The sequence below is a fragment of the Cytobacillus sp. Hm23 genome, assembly GCF_051842895.1.
Lineage (GTDB): Bacteria > Bacillota > Bacilli > Bacillales > SM2101 > Nanhaiella.
The window spans coordinates 33,291-51,626 of the sequence record NZ_JBPXRQ010000029.1 but is presented as its reverse complement, the minus strand read 5'-3'; the positions used below and the strand labels follow the sequence as shown (position 1 = coordinate 51,626).

At 35.6% G+C, this 18,336-nt stretch carries 12 protein-coding genes; 11 read left to right on the top strand and 1 reads right to left on the bottom strand.

The window, feature by feature from the left end; all coding sequences use genetic code 11:
- Nucleotides 1–142: 142 nt before the first annotated feature.
- Genes ACSVDA_RS17120 through ACSVDA_RS17110 form a run of 3 tightly spaced genes read left to right on the top strand, consistent with a single transcriptional unit; the run spans nt 143 to nt 2,319 of the window.
- Nucleotides 143–715 carry a PadR family transcriptional regulator gene (locus ACSVDA_RS17120; RefSeq protein WP_485884626.1) on the top strand — a complete coding sequence of 191 codons (573 nt, stop codon included), beginning with the start codon at nt 143–145 and terminating at the stop codon, nt 713–715.
- The gene (locus tag ACSVDA_RS17115; protein ID WP_485884624.1) at nt 684–1,880 is read left to right on the top strand and encodes an MFS transporter; all 1,197 of its coding nucleotides are present in this window, start codon (nt 684–686) and stop codon (nt 1,878–1,880) included. The genes ACSVDA_RS17120 and ACSVDA_RS17115 overlap by 32 nt, the downstream gene beginning before the upstream one ends.
- Nucleotides 1,873–2,319, top strand: a complete 447-nt coding sequence (locus tag ACSVDA_RS17110; RefSeq protein WP_485884622.1) for a transposase family protein — start codon at nt 1,873–1,875, stop codon at nt 2,317–2,319. The genes ACSVDA_RS17115 and ACSVDA_RS17110 overlap by 8 nt, the downstream gene beginning before the upstream one ends.
- Nucleotides 2,320–2,698: 379 nt before the next feature.
- On the opposite strand, the gene ACSVDA_RS17105 is transcribed toward ACSVDA_RS17110, so the two are convergent.
- Nucleotides 2,699–3,298: a YesL family protein gene (locus ACSVDA_RS17105; protein WP_485884620.1), complete on the bottom strand. Its 600-nt coding sequence runs from the start codon at nt 3,296–3,298 to the stop codon at nt 2,699–2,701.
- 364 nt (nt 3,299–3,662) lie between these two features.
- Here ACSVDA_RS17105 and ACSVDA_RS17100 point away from each other — a divergent pair, with 364 nt between their 5' ends.
- The 8 genes from ACSVDA_RS17100 (at nt 3,663) to addA (ending at nt 18,312) form a co-directional block, all read left to right on the top strand.
- Nucleotides 3,663–4,643 (top strand): ABC transporter ATP-binding protein, encoded by a 981-nt coding sequence (locus ACSVDA_RS17100; protein ID WP_485884618.1) that lies wholly within the window; start codon nt 3,663–3,665, stop codon nt 4,641–4,643.
- On the top strand, nt 4,640–5,662 hold the full coding sequence (locus tag ACSVDA_RS17095) for an ABC transporter ATP-binding protein (RefSeq protein WP_485884616.1): 1,023 nt from the start codon (nt 4,640–4,642) through the stop codon (nt 5,660–5,662). The genes ACSVDA_RS17100 and ACSVDA_RS17095 overlap by 4 nt, the downstream gene beginning before the upstream one ends.
- Before the next feature lie 93 nt (nt 5,663–5,755).
- On the top strand, nt 5,756–7,468 hold the full coding sequence (locus tag ACSVDA_RS17090) for a peptide-binding protein (protein ID WP_485884614.1): 1,713 nt from the start codon (nt 5,756–5,758) through the stop codon (nt 7,466–7,468).
- Nucleotides 7,469–7,610: 142 nt separating this feature from the next.
- Nucleotides 7,611–8,564 carry an ABC transporter permease gene (locus ACSVDA_RS17085; protein WP_320208204.1) on the top strand — a complete coding sequence of 318 codons (954 nt, stop codon included), beginning with the start codon at nt 7,611–7,613 and terminating at the stop codon, nt 8,562–8,564.
- A gap of 20 nt (nt 8,565–8,584) precedes the next feature.
- The gene (gene opp4C / locus ACSVDA_RS17080; RefSeq protein ID WP_485884656.1) at nt 8,585–9,490 is read left to right on the top strand and encodes an oligopeptide ABC transporter permease; all 906 of its coding nucleotides are present in this window, start codon (nt 8,585–8,587) and stop codon (nt 9,488–9,490) included.
- Between the two features lie 656 nt (nt 9,491–10,146).
- Nucleotides 10,147–10,941, top strand: a complete 795-nt coding sequence (locus tag ACSVDA_RS17075) for a nucleotidyltransferase domain-containing protein (protein ID WP_485884612.1) — start codon at nt 10,147–10,149, stop codon at nt 10,939–10,941.
- Nucleotides 10,942–11,039: 98 nt separating this feature from the next.
- Nucleotides 11,040–14,546 (top strand): helicase-exonuclease AddAB subunit AddB, encoded by a 3,507-nt coding sequence (gene addB, locus ACSVDA_RS17070; protein ID WP_485884610.1) that lies wholly within the window; start codon nt 11,040–11,042, stop codon nt 14,544–14,546.
- On the top strand, nt 14,539–18,312 hold the full coding sequence (addA, locus tag ACSVDA_RS17065) for a helicase-exonuclease AddAB subunit AddA (RefSeq protein ID WP_485884608.1): 3,774 nt from the start codon (nt 14,539–14,541) through the stop codon (nt 18,310–18,312). Before addB ends, addA begins: the two co-directional genes overlap by 8 nt.
- Nucleotides 18,313–18,336 lie beyond the last annotated feature (24 nt).

The window sequence follows — 18,336 nt, the reverse complement described above, 5'->3', positions numbered from 1 at the left end:
ATCATTGTTCATATGAAAGATATATCGGATTATCTAGTAGAAATGAAGATATATCTTTATTTTTTTATAGTGTGTCTTTATAATGTTTAACAAATACTAAACATTTAGTATTAAATGTTTAGTTAAATAGAGGAGTGATTAAATGACACGAACAATGGTACTTGGGCTTCTTAAAGCTAATGGACCAATGTCAGGTTACGAAATTCAACGAATGATGGAATCATCGAATACAGAAATGTGGGCAAATGTGAAGCCTGCTTCCATTTACCATGCATTGAAAAAACTAGAAAAAGAAGAAAAGGTTGAATTAGAGACAGTTGAACAAACAGGCTTAAGAACGAAGTCAATTTTTAGAATTACAACGAAAGGAGAAGCTGAATTAAATCGTTTACTCATTGAGTCATTGACAACATCTTCAGTCGTATTTCCGACAGCTTTATATACAGCGTTAACGTTTATAGAAAATATTTCAAATGATGAAATATTATTATCATTGGAAAAACAGAAAAACGAAGTCATTTATGTTTATGAAACGATGAAGTCAGGCTATGCAGAGAAAGAAAAAATGATTGGGTCTATACCACATCAAGTGAAAATAATATTTGAAAATATGTATAGCCAATGTGAATTGCAACTGAAATGTATTAATGACATGATCGAGTTTGCGAGGGGAGGAGAAAAGAGTGGTAAAGAACAAGCAAAAAACATCAAATAAAACTGTGCTATTCATCGTGTCAATTGCGATATTTACCGATATGTTAATGTATGGTTTAGTTGTACCATTTCTACCGATTTATGCTACTGATCTAGGAGCATCTCAATCTTTCGTAGGTATATTGTTTGCTAGTTATGCTATTGCTTTATTCATAGCTACCCCATTTTCTGGAGCCTTGGCAGATCGAATTGGAAGGAAGAAAATGATTACGATAGGGCTGCTAGGCTTAGGGGTAACTACAATAGTATTTGCAATGTCTACGACTTTGTGGCTCCTTGTTGTAGCACGTGCTTTGCAAGGAGTTGCTGCTTCAATTCCTTGGTCTGCAGGGCTTGCGTTTGTTGCGGATGTTTTCCCAAGTGAAGAACGGGGGAAAGCGATGGGTATAGCTATATCAGGCCAATCAGCTGGCGTATTATTTGGCCCTCTATTTGGCGGCTGGCTTTTTGAATTAGGTGGGTATAAGTTGCCTTTTTTTGTGGCAGGCGGGATCAGCTTATTGACTGCACTTCTTAGCTTATTTTGTCTTCGAAGTATAACAGAGACAAAATCTGAGCGGTTCGTTTCATCTTTTGGCATACTTCGTCAAAGACAAATTCTTATCATCGCAGGAATCGCAGCAATAGGTGCAGCAGTTTTTGCGAGTATTGAGCCAACTTTACCGTTACGCATAACAAATAACTTACAGGCCTCACCAGGAATGATTGGATTACTTTTCGTTATCCCACCACTATTTTATGGAATAATAGCACCTATTATTGGGATTGTGTCTACTAAAATAGGACATGTGAAATCGGTCATGTTAGGTATTGTACTAGTTGCAATTGTATTACCGTTAAATGCCCTGCCACAATCCATCGGGTCTCAAGCGTTCACACTTGCCTTGTTAGGAGTTAGCCTTGGAATCGTTCTCACACCAGCTCTTCCTAAATTGGCTGATATATCAGAACAAGCCGGTGTTACTTCACAAGGTATCATATTCGCAGTCTTCAATACTGCATATTCATTTGGTATGATTGTTGGTCCATTAATGGCTAGCTTATTGACTGCATTCTTTGGACTTACGATCGCATATGCAACGATAAGTATTCTCTTCCTTATATACTTAATTCCTTTATACAAACTTTCAAATACTCATTCTAAAGAGGTTAATACACATGAATAAGAGGGTGGAACGAGTGAGTTATTCAAAGGTATTAAGCGAGTTTAATATAATAGAAGGCGTCCACGAGAATGAACATCGTATTATTATTCAGTTAGCCAAAAAGAATCATCCCTCACATTGTCCGTATTGTCTGTTATTGGCTAACTTATATAAATATGGAACTAGAAAACAAATGATTGTCGATATCCCTATTCGTTCAAAACAAGTAATTTTAGAGATTAACAGGAAAAGGTATAAGTGTAAAGAATGCTTTACAAGCTTTTGGGAACCTTTAGAAAGTGTTGATCAAAAAAGACTGATGACGACAAGGCTTGTGAAATTTATAGAAAGGGAGACTATGAAGAATAAATTTATAGACGTTGCTAGAGCAATAGGAGTGAATGAGAAAACGGTAAGAAACGTCCATAAAGATTATGTGAAAGACAAAGAGACTCATTAGCAAAAAAGAATGAAAGGTGATTCTAGGGATTATATAGTATGTGAAAAAGCCTATTCTTTTTAAGAAGGCTCTTTTTTTTGTTGTTATTGAGCGTACTTTAGATATCACAACTAATATTATGAAATTGACCTCATTTTTTTAAATGTGAGAAATGCCACGAAAGCTTTATTTATAAGTATTTATTTCTTAGTACAATAAAAAGATTACCAATACATCATTCCACAGTGAAAAAATCTACGAGGCTACGAATAGAGCCATAAATATTGCTTTATAGCGCTTGAAATGATAAATGGAAAGGTATAACTACTTAATCCATAGATTATACCTTCTTAGTTTAATAACAAGTATTGATATAAGTAACTAACTTAGATGTACTAAGTTAGTTACCTTCTATAACATCTGAAAAATTTCTAGAAGCGATCCAGGTGATCAAGTAGCTTAATAAACTACTGCTGAAAAAAATGATGAACCCTGGAAAGGTACTTGAAATGAAGTATATGCCAATTACTCCAAGTGCCATCATAATAGTTCTAATCGGATGTAGGATGCCTATAGAAAATGCACGTTGAATATATTGGAATATATTTAATTCATAATGAGCATATATTGGAAATAGATTTAGAATTGTTATGATAAATAATGCAGTTAGTAGCAATGTACTTCCAAGTAAGATAATACCTAAAGCACTATTAAGCGATTTCACGTATACATAATCTACGTATAACCCAAACCCTAAGACAATTAGTAAAAAACCTAACATATTTGCCTTCAAGAAATCACTTCGAAAATAACTCCAAAAAGTTTTAAAAATAGGGATGTCTATATCGCCTTGAATCCACTTTCTGGAGATAGAGAACATCGCGGTTGTCGCAGGGAATATGCCCAAAAAAACTAAACCAACTAATGAAAATAAAATCCAATAAAGATTAAGTAGTATGAATCGTGTAATCCACTCGGTTATCGTATAGATCCTCTCCATGTATGTAACCCTCTTTCTTCAAGGCTGTTAAAATACGTATACTACTTTTCTTCTACAAAGCGATGACAAAAAGCAGTAACCAAATATTCGATAAGAGCCTTCTTTAAATATCAGTCAAAAATTCAATAATTTTTGTACATATTATTTAGTATAGAATTTCAGCCTTTAATCAGTCAATAAACAGAAATTTCAGCATAAAAAAAGAGTTCTCTTACGATAGTCAATATTTAATTGAGATTTCTCTTATAGTAATCAAATAAAGAAAATACTTGAAATAGTAACGTAATTGTAATAACAAATAAAAACCCAGAATAGTATAAAAATAGCGATTGTAGTTACCTAGAGTAGGAAGGTGAAACTATTAATGTCAACGTTATTGGAAGTAAATAATTTAAAGACATACTTTTTTCGTAAAAAGAAAGCTATTCCAGCAGTTGATGGAGTTGATATAAAAATCAATAAAGGAGAAACAGTAGCCTTAGTTGGCGAATCTGGTTCAGGTAAGAGTATAACATCGCTTTCGATTATGAGACTAGTTCCGAGTCCTGGCGGAAAAATAGTGGATGGTCAAATTCTTTATGATGGAAAAGATCTGGTGGAAATACCAGAAAAAGAGATGCTGAAAGTGCGAGGAAATGACATTTCGATGATTTTCCAAGAGCCTATGACATCATTAAATCCTGTGTTGAAAATTGGTGAACAAATAACAGAAGTTTTAATCTACCATCAAAAAATGTCAAAGGCTGAAGCAAGAATTAAGACAATCGAATTATTAGATATGGTTGGTTTTTCCAGAGCAGATGAAATCATAGATGAATACCCTCATAGATTATCAGGAGGGATGAGACAAAGAGTAATGATTGCAATGGCTATGAGCTGTAATCCTAAGTTATTAATAGCGGACGAACCTACAACTGCTTTAGATGTTACTATCCAAGCGCAAATATTGGATTTAATGAGAAATTTAAGCAAAAAATTTAACACTTCAATTCTATTAATTACACATGATTTAGGTGTTGTTTCAGATATAGCAGATAGAGTTGTAGTTATGTATTGCGGCCAAGTTGTTGAGGAAGCAAATGTAGAGGAATTATTTGATAATCCACTTCACCCATATACTGAAGGTCTAATGAATTCTGTACCTTCCATAGATGGTGAAATAACACGCTTACAATCAATTGAAGGGACTGTTCCTTCCCCAGAGCACTTACCGAAAGGCTGTCGTTTTGCACCACGTTGTTCAAAGGCATTTGATCAGTGCTTTAACGAAATACCCTTATTAACGAAAAAGGGTTCCAGGTCTGTACGCTGTTTTTTACATGAAGAAGAGGAGGAAGGAGTATGAGTGTAACATCAGTTGAAAAAAGTGAAGCGGTTCAAAACGATCAAACATCACCAATACTTCAGTTACACAACTTAAAAAAACACTTTCCTATAAAAAGTGGCATTTTACAAAGAACAGCAGGTCACTTAAAAGCAGTTGATGGGATAAGTTTTTCCATTAAAAAGGGAGAAACATTAGGTATAGTCGGCGAATCTGGTTGTGGAAAATCTACAATTGGACGTACAGTAATTAGACTGTATGAACCTACAGATGGGAAAATCATATTTAAAGGTCAAGATATTTCACATATGCGTGAAAATGAATTAAGGCAAAGTGTTCGGAAAGATATCCAAATGATCTTCCAGGACCCATATGCTTCATTAAATCCAAGAAAAACACTTCGTTCAATATTAAGAGAACCTTTGAAAATACACAACTTGTATAGTGGAAAAGAGCGTGATGAATATATTGGTCAATTATTAGAAAAGGTGGGTTTAAATTCTTCCTATATAAATCGTTATCCACATGAATTTTCCGGTGGACAGCGTCAACGTATTGGGATTGCCAGAGCCATTGCATTACATCCAGATTTAATTATCGCTGACGAAGCTGTTTCGGCATTAGATGTATCTGTACAAGCCCAAATCATCAATTTATTAGAGGATTTGCAAGAAGAATTTGGCTTAACATATATTTTTATTTCACATGATCTAAGTGTTGTTAGACATATAAGCGATAGAGTTGGAGTAATGTACTTAGGGAACTTAATGGAACTAGCACCAAAAAACAACTTATATTCAAAACCACTTCATCCATATACACAAGCCTTACTTTCTGCTGTACCCGTAACAAAGAATAAGGGAACTGTTCCAAGAGAAAGAATCGTTCTACAAGGGGATTTACCAAGCCCGGCTAATCCACCGACAGGTTGTGTATTTCATACGAGGTGTCCCGCAGCAAAAGATGAATGTAGCAAGATTGTACCTCAAATAAATGAAGTGAAAAAAGATCATTTTGTTGCTTGCCACTTATATAAATAAATTTAGGGACACAAATTCTTAGAAGGGGGGAGATAAGATTTTATAAATAATTCTAGTCATTACTTTTATTAATTCTTAGGGGGGCGTAAAAACGTGAAATTGAGTAAATCAAGTTGGCTTTTATTAAGTCTAATGTTAGTATTTGCACTATTTTTAGCAGCGTGTGGAAATGAAGCAGATGAGCCATCTAATGCGCAAAAAGATCCTGTAACAACAAGTGATGGTGAAAGTGAAGGTGAAGAGGAAGAGGAAGTGGAAGAAACTGATGATTCAGCAACTACTAATGAACCACAATCTGGTGGAACGTTAATTATGGGCTCTATAGGCGGTCCAACTTTATTTAATTCCATCTACTCTCAAGACGCTTCAAGTGGAGATATTCAAAATCTTATTTTCTCTTCACCAGTTATTGCTAACCCTAACCTTGAAGTGGAATATGACTTAGCAACAGATATTCAAAGCTCTGAAGATGGCTTAACAGTTACTGTAACACTTAGAGATGATGTAAGGTTTCATGATGGTGAGCCACTTACCGCAGATGACTTAGTATTCACATACAGTATTCCTATAAGTGATGAATATATTGGTCCACGAGGTGGAGATTTTGAATCAATAGAAAGCATTACAAAAATTGATGAATATACTGTTGAATTTAAACTAAATGAGGTAAATGTAGGGTTTATTCCAACAACATTAAACTACCAGGTTTTACCTGAACATATATTAAAAGATGTACCTATCGCAGAATTAGGCTCACATGAGTTTAATACGAAAAACCCAATTGGATCAGGACCTTTTATTTTTGATGAGTGGAGAGACGGAGAGTACGTGAAAGTTGTGCGGAACGATGATTACTTTTTAGGCACGCCTTATCTTGAAGAGATCATTTACAAAATAGTTCCTGATCAAAATGCGTTACTAGCACAACTTCAAGCGGGAGATGTGGACTATTACCCTTCTGTTCCAGAAAGTGAAATTGACACGGTAAAGGGATGGGCTGATAGTGCTGGCGTTGTCATTGAAGATGGTCTTGGATTACAGTATAACTTTATTGCTTATAACCAACAAAATGAGATGTTTCAAGACAAAAGAGTTCGTCAAGCACTTACGCATGCTGTAGACCGTGAAGGTATTATTGCAGCAGTTTTGAATGGTGGCGGACAAATAGCACACGTACCGGAAAGTCCTTTATCATGGGCGTATAGTGACGATGTTCCAGTATTTGAGTATGACCCTGAAAAAGCGAAGCAATTATTGGCAGAAGCTGGATGGGAGGATACTGATGGTGATGGATTCTTAGATAAAGACGGTAAAAAGTTTGCATTTGAAGTTAAAACGAACCAAGGTAATAAAATTAGAGAAGATATAACAGTTATTTTAAAACAACAATTAGAAGAAATCGGTATTGAAGTAACGCCAAATATTATGGAATTCAGTGCTTTTGTAACAGCCATTACAGCTCCAAACTGGGATTATGATGCGCTAATATTAGGTTGGCTTCTAAACACATTCCCAGATCTAAATGAAATTTATCACTCAAGTCAAAGAGAACAAGGGATGAACTTTGTTTGGTATTCAAACCCTGAACTGGATATTTTATTAGAAGAAGCAAAATCACTAACTGATAGAGATGAATATAAGGATGCATATGCTGATATTTACAAAATTGTTGCGGAAGACCAACCTTACACATTCTTGTATTATCCTACAAGATATCAAGCCATTCCTTCAAACTTACAAGATTATACTTTCCACTCAAGGCTTGATGTATACCATCCATATAAATGGTGGTTAAAACAGGAATAGCAAGTTATTACGTTTTGAAGAGGGGTGGGCTTCCCTCCCCTTCATTGTTATTGAAGGCAAAGTATTATACAAATTGTAAAATTTCATAATACTTTAATGATAGATATAGCGATTATGTATGAAAAGGAGAGGGAGGTGCAACTTGTTAGCATATATCGTCCGAAGGCTCTTCATGACTATTCCCTTATTGTTAGGTATAACAATTATTTCTTTTGTCATTATCCAAATGGCTCCTGGAGACCCAACTGCCTTGTTAATAGACCCAAGTATTAGCCCGGCTGATAAAGAAAAAATGATAGAAAATTACGGTTTAAACGACCCTATTCATGTCCAATATTTAAAGTGGGTTGGAAATATGTTGCAAGGTGACTTCGGAACATCTTTACTAAAAAAAGGAACTCCAGTATCTGAAATGATCATGAACAGGCTACCTAATACTCTATTGTTAATGCTTGTAGCTACAGTGTTAGCGTTTTTAATATCAATCCCATTAGGTGTTTACTCAGCTACGAGGCCTTATTCAAAATTAGATTATGGAATTACAGTAACTTCTTTTTTAGGACTTGCTACTCCAAATTTCTGGTTAGGACTTATTTTGATTATGTTTTTTTCGGTAAAACTTGGCTGGTTTCCTACAGGTGGTGTTGCGAACCTCACAGGCCCGTCAGGTTTATGGGACCGCATTCATCATTTAATATTACCTGCATTTGTGTTAGCTTCAGCAGATATGGCTAGCTTAACGAGGTATACACGTTCAAGTATGATTGATGTAACGAAACAAGATTATATGAGAACTGCACGGGCAAAAGGGTTAAAGAGAGGTACGGTTATATATAAACACGGTTTAAGGAACGGCTTAACACCAGTTATTACTATTTTTGGAGTTATGCTGCCGACATTTATCGGTGGATCAGTTATAGTTGAACAAGTTTTTGCTTGGCCTGGTCTTGGTCGTTTATTTTTTGAATCAGCATTTAAAAGGGACTATCCAGTTATTATGGCATTAACTGTTTTATCTGCAGTATTAGTAATTATTGGTAATATGATAGCAGACATATTATATGCGGTCTTTGATCCACGGATTGAGTATAAATAGGGGGGATTATCGTGTCACAAATGAACAATATGCCTGAACCGACTAGAGAACAGCTATTGAACCCCATTCTTAACGAAAAGCCGGATACGTATACGAAGATTTTCGTGCGAAAATTTTTAAAAAATAAACTTGCAGTATTTGGAGCAGTTGTGCTAACGACCATCATACTTGCAGCAATATTTGCACCACTTTTAACACCATATTCTCCAAATGAACAGAGCTTAATAGATAAGCTTAAACCGCCGAGTAGTGAGAATCTATTAGGGACTGATAAATTTGGCAGAGATATATTTACGAGAGTATTGTATGGAGGTAGAGTTTCATTACTTGTTGGCTTTTCATCAATTGCAGGGGCGATAACAATTGGAACGTTTATAGGGGCGATTGCTGGTTATTTTGGTAGACGTATTGATTCATTTCTTATGAGGTTTGTTGATATACTTCTTTCAATTCCTACGATTTTCTTATTAATTACTTTGGTTACGATTTTTCAACCAGGTGTAGATAAATTAATTCTCATATTTATTTTTACTGGGTGGATGACGACTGCACGTTTAGTCAGAGGTGAGTTTCTTTCACTTAGAACTCGTGAATTTGTACTTTCTGCTAAAACGATTGGTGCAAAATCGTGGTCTATTATCTTTACACATATATTACCTAACGCACTAGGGCCAATTATTGTTGTGGCAACCTTAAACATTGGGCAGGTTATATTAATCGAAGCGGCATTAAGCTACTTGGGCTTGGGGATACAACCTCCGAGGGCGAGCTGGGGTAATATGCTACAAGATGCCCAAAACTATACGATCATGTTAAAAGCATGGTGGTATCCATTATTTCCTGGGTTAATGATACTAATAACGGTATTATGTTTTAATTTTGTAGGAGATGGATTACGAGATGCCTTCGATCCCAAAAACGAATAAATAAAAGCCAAGGTGATTTGCCTGGCTTTTTTTAGTTCTATACAAAGTAATACACTTAAGCTTTGTTGTTTATAAATTATTGACAAAAAGATGAATAACTGACAACTAGTTTACTAGCAAATTAACATATATAAAATAGGTTCAATAAGTTGAACTGTTTTTTTTGAAGGTTGTTATAGCAGTTGTGTTCTAAGAAATAAACAGAGCATGGACTTAGCACACCTTTTCTTATTAAAGCCGATGACAATCGCATAAAAACACCTTTAGCTGCTCACATTAACAACAAAGTTTCTGTAAGCTGTTTTTGTATTTATTATTGCGCATTTACTAACTAACGCCCTTGACAACTTTTCATCTCTCTAAAAAGTAAAAGTTGTATTGTTTTATCTTACGATTCAAACGTATACAAAAGGCTGTGTTCACATTGAATGTTGCTTTGTATTCAAAGATATAAGCACGTAAAGTTCTAATGTTCGTGTTTTCTTCTTTTACAATTGTTGAGTTCTTATAAAACTCATCTAACTGTCCATTTTGAGTGAAAATAGGGACAAAGTATACGAAAAGTCCCAATAAAAAATACTTGAATTGATTAATTTCCTGGAACAGTATTGATATTGTTATAACATTTATACTGCGTAATGAGGTGTGTTAATACCGTGCGAGCTCAAATTATATCAGAACTGGAACATATAGAGAGGGATGAACAAATTAAAATAATTTTTGCTTGTGAAGCAGGTAGCAGGGCGTGGGGGCTTCAATCGAATGATAGTGATTTCGATGTGAGGTTTTTTTATATACATCATACAGATTGGTATTTGTCCATTGAACATAAGAGAGATGTCATTAACAAGCCTATATCCGATTTATTAGATATTAGTGGCTGGGATATTCGGAAGGCATTAAAGCTTTATAAAAAATCAAATCCTTCCATATTTGAGTGGTTACAATCGTCGATTATTTATGCTGAACATGACCAAGTAATGAAAGATTTTCGAAAAATGATTCCATATGCATTTTCTGAAAAAAAATGTATGTATCATTATTTACATATGGCGAAAAGAAATTATCATAACATATTGTCCGAAGAAAGTGTCACTGCAAAACAATACCTTCAAATTATACAACCTCTCTTATGCTGTAAGTGGATTGAAATGTATCACTCGCCACCATCTGGCCAATTTCGAAAGATTATGTATGCGACAATTTCAAAAGAAGGTTTAATTGAAGAAATAGCTAATTTAATTAATATGAAGCGAAAAGGTATCATTGATGTAGGGAATTCCAAAACGCTCGTAAAATTTATTGAACAACAATTAATTACAATCGAAAGAGTTGTTCATACCCAGCCAGCATCGAAATGTGAAAAATATGAACCCTTTAACCAAATTTTTCTCAATGCACTTCAAGAAATTTGGGGATATGATAAAAATAACTCTTTTTACAGTAATTAATTACATACATTGGCTAACAACCTGCTATGGTGGTTATCTAATTGTAAATAAAGTAAAATAATAAATAGTATACAAGATTACTAGGAGGGGAGATTTTTATGTCTCTTCGTTTTGTTATTGGAAGAAGTGGTTCTGGAAAGACACAGACATGTATAAATGAGGTTCATCAACTGTTGATTAACGATCCAATGGGAGATCCGATCATTTATTTAGTACCGGATCAAATGACGTTTCAATCGGAGTATGAATTAATTAATAGACCAGGGATTAAAGGCATGATTCGTGCTCAAGTGTATAGTTTTTCAAGACTTGCATGGCGTGTACTTCAAGAGACGGGAGGGATTAGTAGATACCATTTATCAACTGTAGGTGTATCCATGCTGCTTAGAAAGATCATTGAGCATAGGAAGAACGAACTTAAGGTGTTCTCAAAGGCAGCAGAAAAATCAGGCTTTATTACTCATGTTGAAGGAATGCTCACAGAGTTAAAGCGTTATTGTATAGATGCAAATGAACTTAAACAAACACATGAACAGTTGATTGTAAATGAAGATCAACCTAATAAACAAGTACTAGCTGACAAATTATACGATTTACACATGATTTATCAAGATTTAGAAGCGCATCTATTAATGAAATATATTGATTCAGAAGATTATTTGAGGTTATTAGCTGAAAAAATGAAACTATCATCATACTTACAAAATGCACATATTTATGTGGATGGTTTTCATAGCTATACACCCCAAGAGCTAGATGTCCTAGTACAAATGATGAAAACGAGCAAGCGGGTTTCTATTACATTGACTACAGATGAACAATATGACGACTATCCTCCTCATGATTTACATCTATTTAGAATGACAGGGAGGACATATCAAACTATTACTCGATTAGCAAAAGAGGCTTCCATCGACATTGAGTCACCTGTTCACTTGGTCGAAAATATGAGACATGCATTACAACCTTCATTACGGCATCTAGAGCAATCGCTAGAGTCTCGGCCTTCAATACCATTTCAACAGCGTTCAAATATTACATTATATCAAGCTGTTAATCGTCGAGCAGAGGTGGAAGGGGTCGCTAGAGAAATTACTAGACTCGTAAGAGATGAGGGGTATCGTTATCGTGATATAGCGCTCTTCATTCGTAATTCAAATGATTATTATGATTTAATAGATACGCTATTCACAGATCACCAAATCCCATTTTTTATTGATCAAAAACGTTCAATGCTCCATCATCCGTTGATTGAATTAATTCGCTCGAGCTTAGAGGTAGTGACAGCTAATTGGCGCTATGATGCAGTTTTTCGGTGTGTAAAAACAGATTTATTATTTCCTCAGGATGTCAATATCAATACGTTACGTGAAGAAATGGACTATCTAGAAAACTATGTGTTAGCGTACGGAATTCATGGGGATAAATGGACGAATAAGAAACGTTGGGAGTATCGCCGCTTTCAGGGGCTTGATTTAGATTCATATGTGAAGACAGATGAAGATGTATTAATTGAAAATAGAGTAAATGATTTACGAAATATGATTGTACCATCGTTGAATAGCCTGCAAAAAAGACTTACCAAAGCGAAATGTGGTCGAGAGATGTGTGAAGCAATTTATACCTTTTTAGAAGAGCTTCACATTCCTGCTAAGCTTACAGCGATGAGAGATCAAGCTGAAGCTAATGGTCACTTAGTAGAAGGTAGTGAACATAGTCAGGTTTGGAAAGCTGTAATAGATTTACTTGACCAGTATGTAGAGGTATTAGGGGAAGAAGCATTACCATTACATGTATTTACGAGTATTATCGAGACGGGATTAGAAAGTATGCAGTTTGCTCTAGTGCCACCAGCGATAGACCAGGTCCTCATCGCACATTTTGATCGTTCTCGCTATATTAATATTAAAGCGTCCTTTATCCTTGGGGTAAATGAAGGTGTCATCCCTTTAAAGCCTACAGAAGAGGGTGTTTTATCAGAGATTGAAAGAGGGATGCTTTATGAAATAGGAGTAGAGCTAGCTCCTGGTGGTCGAGAACAGCTCTTAGACGAATCTTTTCAAATATATATGGCATTGTCATCTCCAAATGAATATTTGTATATTTCCTATCCTTTGGCGAATGATGAAGGGAAATCACTCATCTCTTCCAGTTTAATTAATAGAATAAAAGATTTATATCCAGAGTTAGAAGAAAAAGTGCTTGTGGGTGATACGAGTGAGCTAACAACTGCTGAAGAGCAGCTAACTTTTGTAACTAGTCCAACAGTCACGCTATCTCATGTTGCTACTCAATTACAAGCATGGAAGAAAGGATATCCTGTAGAACCACTTTGGTGGGATGTATACAACTTTATTGTTAGTGATGCCTACTGGAAAACAAGAGGAAATAGAGTATTTCAAAGTCTTTTTTATGAGAACAAAGAACAGCCATTAAAGATTGAAACAACGAAAAAGCTCTATGGTGACACAATTAAAGCAAGCGTATCTCGAATGGAACGCTTCAAAAGTTGTCCGTTTTCGCACTTTGCCTCACACGGTTTAAAATTGAAGGAGAGACAGTTATTTCGTTTAGACGCACCTGATATAGGACAATTATTTCATTCAGCGTTAAAAATGATTTCTGATAAGCTTCGAAATCAACACGTAGATTGGTCAGAATTGTCACAAGAACAATGTCAGCTGTTAGCTATTGAAGCTGTCGAAAAACTAGCTCCTCGATTACAAAATGAAATTTTATTGAGTTCGAATCGACATCATTATGTGAAGCGTAAATTGCAGCATGTGCTCATTCGTGCTTCGATCGTATTAAGTGAGCACGCAAGAGCAAGTGGATTTACACCAGTTGGCTTAGAGCTACCATTTGGAGCAGGTGAAGAATTGCCTGCTATTACATTTCAGTTACCGAATGAAACAAAAATGGAATTAGTCGGAAGGATTGACCGTGTTGATAAAGCGGTTGGCTCACAAGGAGTATTACTCCGAATAGTTGATTATAAATCCAGTGCAAAGGAGTTAAATTTAGCTGAAGTTTATTATGGTTTAGCTCTACAAATGCTCACATATTTAGATATTGTTATTACCCATTCAACAAAGTGGATAGGACAGCAGGCGAACCCGGCTGGTGTTCTCTACTTTCATGTGCATAATCCAATGCTTCAAACAAAAGGTAAGCTAGCTGCTAATGATATTGAGAAAGAGTTATTGAAACAATTTAAAATGAAGGGCTTGCTTCTAGGGGATGAAGAGTCCATACGTTTAATGGATCAATCGTTAGAAGTCGGTCGTTCCGATATTGTAAGTGCTGGTATTAAAAGGGGTGGTGGCTTCTATGCTGGTTCATCAATAGCTTCAGCAGAGGAGTTCTCAAACTTACGTAAACATGTGAAAAACATATTTACTGATATAGGAACCCATATTATGGACGGTGACGTATCAATTTCTCCTTATAAGTTAAAGGAGAAAACCCCTTGTACATTTTGTTCTTATAAACCGTTCTGTCAGTTTGATGAGTCATTTAAAGATAATCAATATCGAATATTATCAGATGAAAAAGATCATCGTATTTTAGAAAAAATTAGTAAGGAGGTTGAAGAGAATGACTAATCATCTCCCTCCAAAACCAACTGGAAGTCAATGGACAGATGAGCAATGGCAAGCAATTGTTGCGAAAGGGCAAAGTACATTGGTTGCTGCGGCAGCGGGATCTGGGAAAACAGCAGTATTAGTTGAGAGGATCATAAAAAAAATCACTTCTATTGAAGACTCGATTGATGTTGATCGATTACTCGTTGTTACATTCACCAATGCGTCAGCCGCTGAGATGCGTAGTAGGATTGGTGAAGCTATTGAGCAGGCGATCAAGGAAGATCCTAGTTCACTCCACTTACGAAAACAACTAAGTTTGTTAAATCGTGCATCTATATCAACATTACACTCATTTTGTTTAGAAGTGATTCGTAAATACTATTACTTAATTGATATTGACCCAAGCTTTCGCATTGCTGATGAAGTGGAAGGCGAGCTCATAAGAGAAGAAGTTATTGAGGATATGTTTGAAGAGTATTACGGGATGGAAAACAATGACCAATTTTTTCAATTAGTCGATTGTTATTCAAATGATCGAAATGATGCTGATGTGCAAGTATTAATAAAAAAAATGTATGATTTTTCTCGGTCACATCCGTCACCTAATGATTGGCTAAACTCAGTCATTAAAATGTACGAAATTCCCGAAAATACCTCTATAGAAGATTTGCCATACCATAACTATTTATTAGCAGATATTAATATTCAGCTTGAAGGAGCAAGAGGTTTGCTTGAACAAGCGTTAACAATTACAAAACAACCGTCAGGGCCTGCACCTCGAGCAACAAATATTGAAGATGACTTAGAGCAGCTTAGTCGCATTAATAGTGCTAAGAATCGTTCGTGGAATGAACTATATGAAGAAATGCAAGGTTTATCGTTTTCTCGAGCTAAAGTTTGTCGTGGTGATCAGTTTGATGACATACTCATAGAAAAAGTGACTAAGCTTCGAAAGAAAGCTAGAGATATCATTGAAAAACTTCATGATGAATTGTTTAGGCGTAAGCAAGAATTGTTATTAAATGATATACGTGAAATGGAGCCTACGGTAAAAACGCTCGTTACTTTAGTTAAGGAATTTGCAATAAGATTTGAGAGTGTCAAACAAGGAAAAGGTCTTGTAGATTTTGCAGATTTAGAACATTATTGTTTGCAAATTTTACGCAAAACAAACACCGCTGTGGAAGAATTCATACCATCTGAAGCTGCTCTCGTCTATCGTGAGCAATTTCAAGAAGTTTTAGTGGATGAATACCAAGATACTAACATGGTTCAAGAATCAATTATTCAATTTGTTACAACAAATGAAGAACATGTCGGTAACTTGTTTATGGTAGGTGATGTGAAGCAATCCATTTATCGCTTCCGTCTTGCGGAACCGTTACTATTTTTAAGTAAATACAAACGGTTCAGTACGGTAGGAAAAGAAAGTGGGCTACGAATCGATTTAGCGAAAAATTTCCGAAGTCGTTCCGAAGTATTAAATGCTACAAATTATATATTTAAGCAATTGATGAATGAATCTGTTGGTGAAATTGATTATAACAGTGATGCGGAATTAAAGCTAGGTGCGCTTGATTATCCACCAAATGATAAAATGGAAACAGAATTTACATTAATTGAGAAAGATCTAGACGATGTGGAACAACCAGCACATCTTAGCGCCAAAGAAGAAGGAGTTCATTCTTTTGATCCGGTTGAGCTAGAGACAGCCCAGTTAGAAGCACGTTTTATGGCTAGTAAAATTAAGGAACTTATTAATGAGCCATTTGAAGTATTTGATCGCAAGACAAAAATGAACCGTCGTGTTGCATACAGAGATATCGTTATATTGCTTCGTTCAATGACATGGGCGCCCCAAATCATGGAAGAGTTTAAGCAACAAGGCATTCCAATATACGCGAATTTATCAACAGGTTATTTCGAAGCGACAGAAGTTGCAATTATGCTATCCTTGCTTAAAGTGATAGACAATCCTTTGCAAGATATTCCACTCGCATCTGTGCTTCGTTCACCTATCGTTCAACTGAATGGGGAGGAACTTGCAAATATTCGCTTGAAAAAGAAGAAAGGTACTTATTATGAAGCACTAACAAGCTTTTTGAAGGGTGCACCTGAAGAACATGAAAAAGAGTTATATGAGAAGATAAGTAATTTTTATGAAGGTCTTCAAATATGGCGCATGAAAGCGAGAAATGGGTCCCTCTCTGAGCTTATTTGGAAAATATACAGAGAAACACAGTATTATGATTATGTAGGTGGTTTACCTGGTGGAAAACAACGTCAAGCAAATTTACGGGCATTGTACGATAGGGCAAGGCAATATGAAGCAACGTCTTTTCGAGGCTTGTTCCGATTTTTACGATTTATTGATCGTATGCAAGACCGTGGAGACGACCTCGGTACGGCAAGAGCTATTGGGGAACAAGAGGATGTTGTTCGTTTAATGACCATTCACAGTAGTAAAGGCTTGGAGTTTCCAATTGTTTTTGTAAGTGGCTTGTCACGACAATTTAATAGACAAGATTTAAACAAATCGTATTTGTTAGATAAAAATTTGGGGTTTGCTTCTAAATATATTAATCCATCGCTTAGGATTAGCTATCCGACACTTCCGCAATTAACATTAAAAATGAAAATGAAAATGGAACTAATTGCTGAAGAAATGAGAGTTTTATATGTCGCGTTAACACGAGCCAAGGAAAAGTTATTCTTGGTCGGAACTGTGAAACAAGCCTCAAAGGTGATTAATGAATGGCAAGGTCAACTTTTAAATCAAGAATGGCTACTTTCAGATTATGATAGAGTATATGCAAAATCATATATAGATTGGATAGGACCAACACTGATACGTCACCGATATAATGAAGCTTTGCGAAACGACGAAAACATCGATAAGTTGCCCGAAGAATTAACTAACTATCCTGCAAAGTTTCGGATAGAGATTAAACGATCAACTGAGTTTTTAGAACAAGATTTGAACAATCCTATAGAAGATGAACAAATTTTATCAGCAATTCGCAACGGACTATCAATAGATTTAGGTAGTTCATATCAGGAGCAAATGATTAACCGTTTAACATGGGATTATCCAAACGGTGATGCTACAAAATATCGATCTAAACAGGCAGTATCAGAAATAAAGCGTATGCGTGAATCAATAGATGAGTTTAGTCATACATCTTTGTTGGCACAAAAACAGTTACCTATTGCTGAACGTCCATTGTTTTTACAAGAAAAATCGATTTCTCCTGCTGAGAGAGGAACAGCGATGCATCTGTTCATGCAGCAAATCAAGCTACATGAGCCTATAACGATTAAAGGGTTGTCAGATCAGCTTGCTAAAATGGTTCTTCAAGAGATCATCACAGAAGAACAATCAACAGCCATTTCTATAGAACATATCTATGACTTTTTTCAAACTGAGTTGGGAGGCCGTCTAGTTAATGCTACGATGGTGAAGAGAGAGTTACCATTTAGTCTTGCGTTGCCAGCGAAGGAAGCTTATCCAAAATGGCAAATACAAGATGAAGAGACTGTTCTTGTTCAAGGAATGATTGATTGTGTATTTGAAGATGATCAAGGAGTAGTATTACTAGATTATAAAACAGATACAATTTCCGGTCGTTTTACAAATGGATTTGAAGAAGCTGAACCAATATTAACTAAGCGTTATCGCACTCAAATAGATTTGTACCGACATGCGCTTGAACAGATATGGCAACGAAAAATAGATGAATGCTACTTGTTTTTCTTTGATGGGTCACACTTATTACGCATGTAAAAATACATAGCAACTCTTCGTAGG

Bases quoted from the DNA above. Each gene is read 5' to 3' on its own strand.
- ACSVDA_RS17120 (WP_485884626.1), top strand. From the start codon at position 143: ATGACACGAACAATGGTACTTGGGCTTCTTAAAGCTAATGGACCAATG.
- ACSVDA_RS17110 (WP_485884622.1), top strand. From the start codon at position 1,873: ATGAATAAGAGGGTGGAACGAGTGAGTTATTCAAAGGTATTAAGCGAG.
- ACSVDA_RS17105 (WP_485884620.1), bottom strand. From the start codon at position 3,298: ATGGAGAGGATCTATACGATAACCGAGTGGATTACACGATTCATACTA.
- ACSVDA_RS17100 (WP_485884618.1), top strand. From the start codon at position 3,663: ATGTCAACGTTATTGGAAGTAAATAATTTAAAGACATACTTTTTTCGT.
- ACSVDA_RS17095 (WP_485884616.1), top strand. From the start codon at position 4,640: ATGAGTGTAACATCAGTTGAAAAAAGTGAAGCGGTTCAAAACGATCAA.
- opp4C (WP_485884656.1), top strand. From the start codon at position 8,585: ATGAACAATATGCCTGAACCGACTAGAGAACAGCTATTGAACCCCATT.
- addB (WP_485884610.1), top strand. From the start codon at position 11,040: ATGTCTCTTCGTTTTGTTATTGGAAGAAGTGGTTCTGGAAAGACACAG.
- addA (WP_485884608.1), top strand. From the start codon at position 14,539: ATGACTAATCATCTCCCTCCAAAACCAACTGGAAGTCAATGGACAGAT.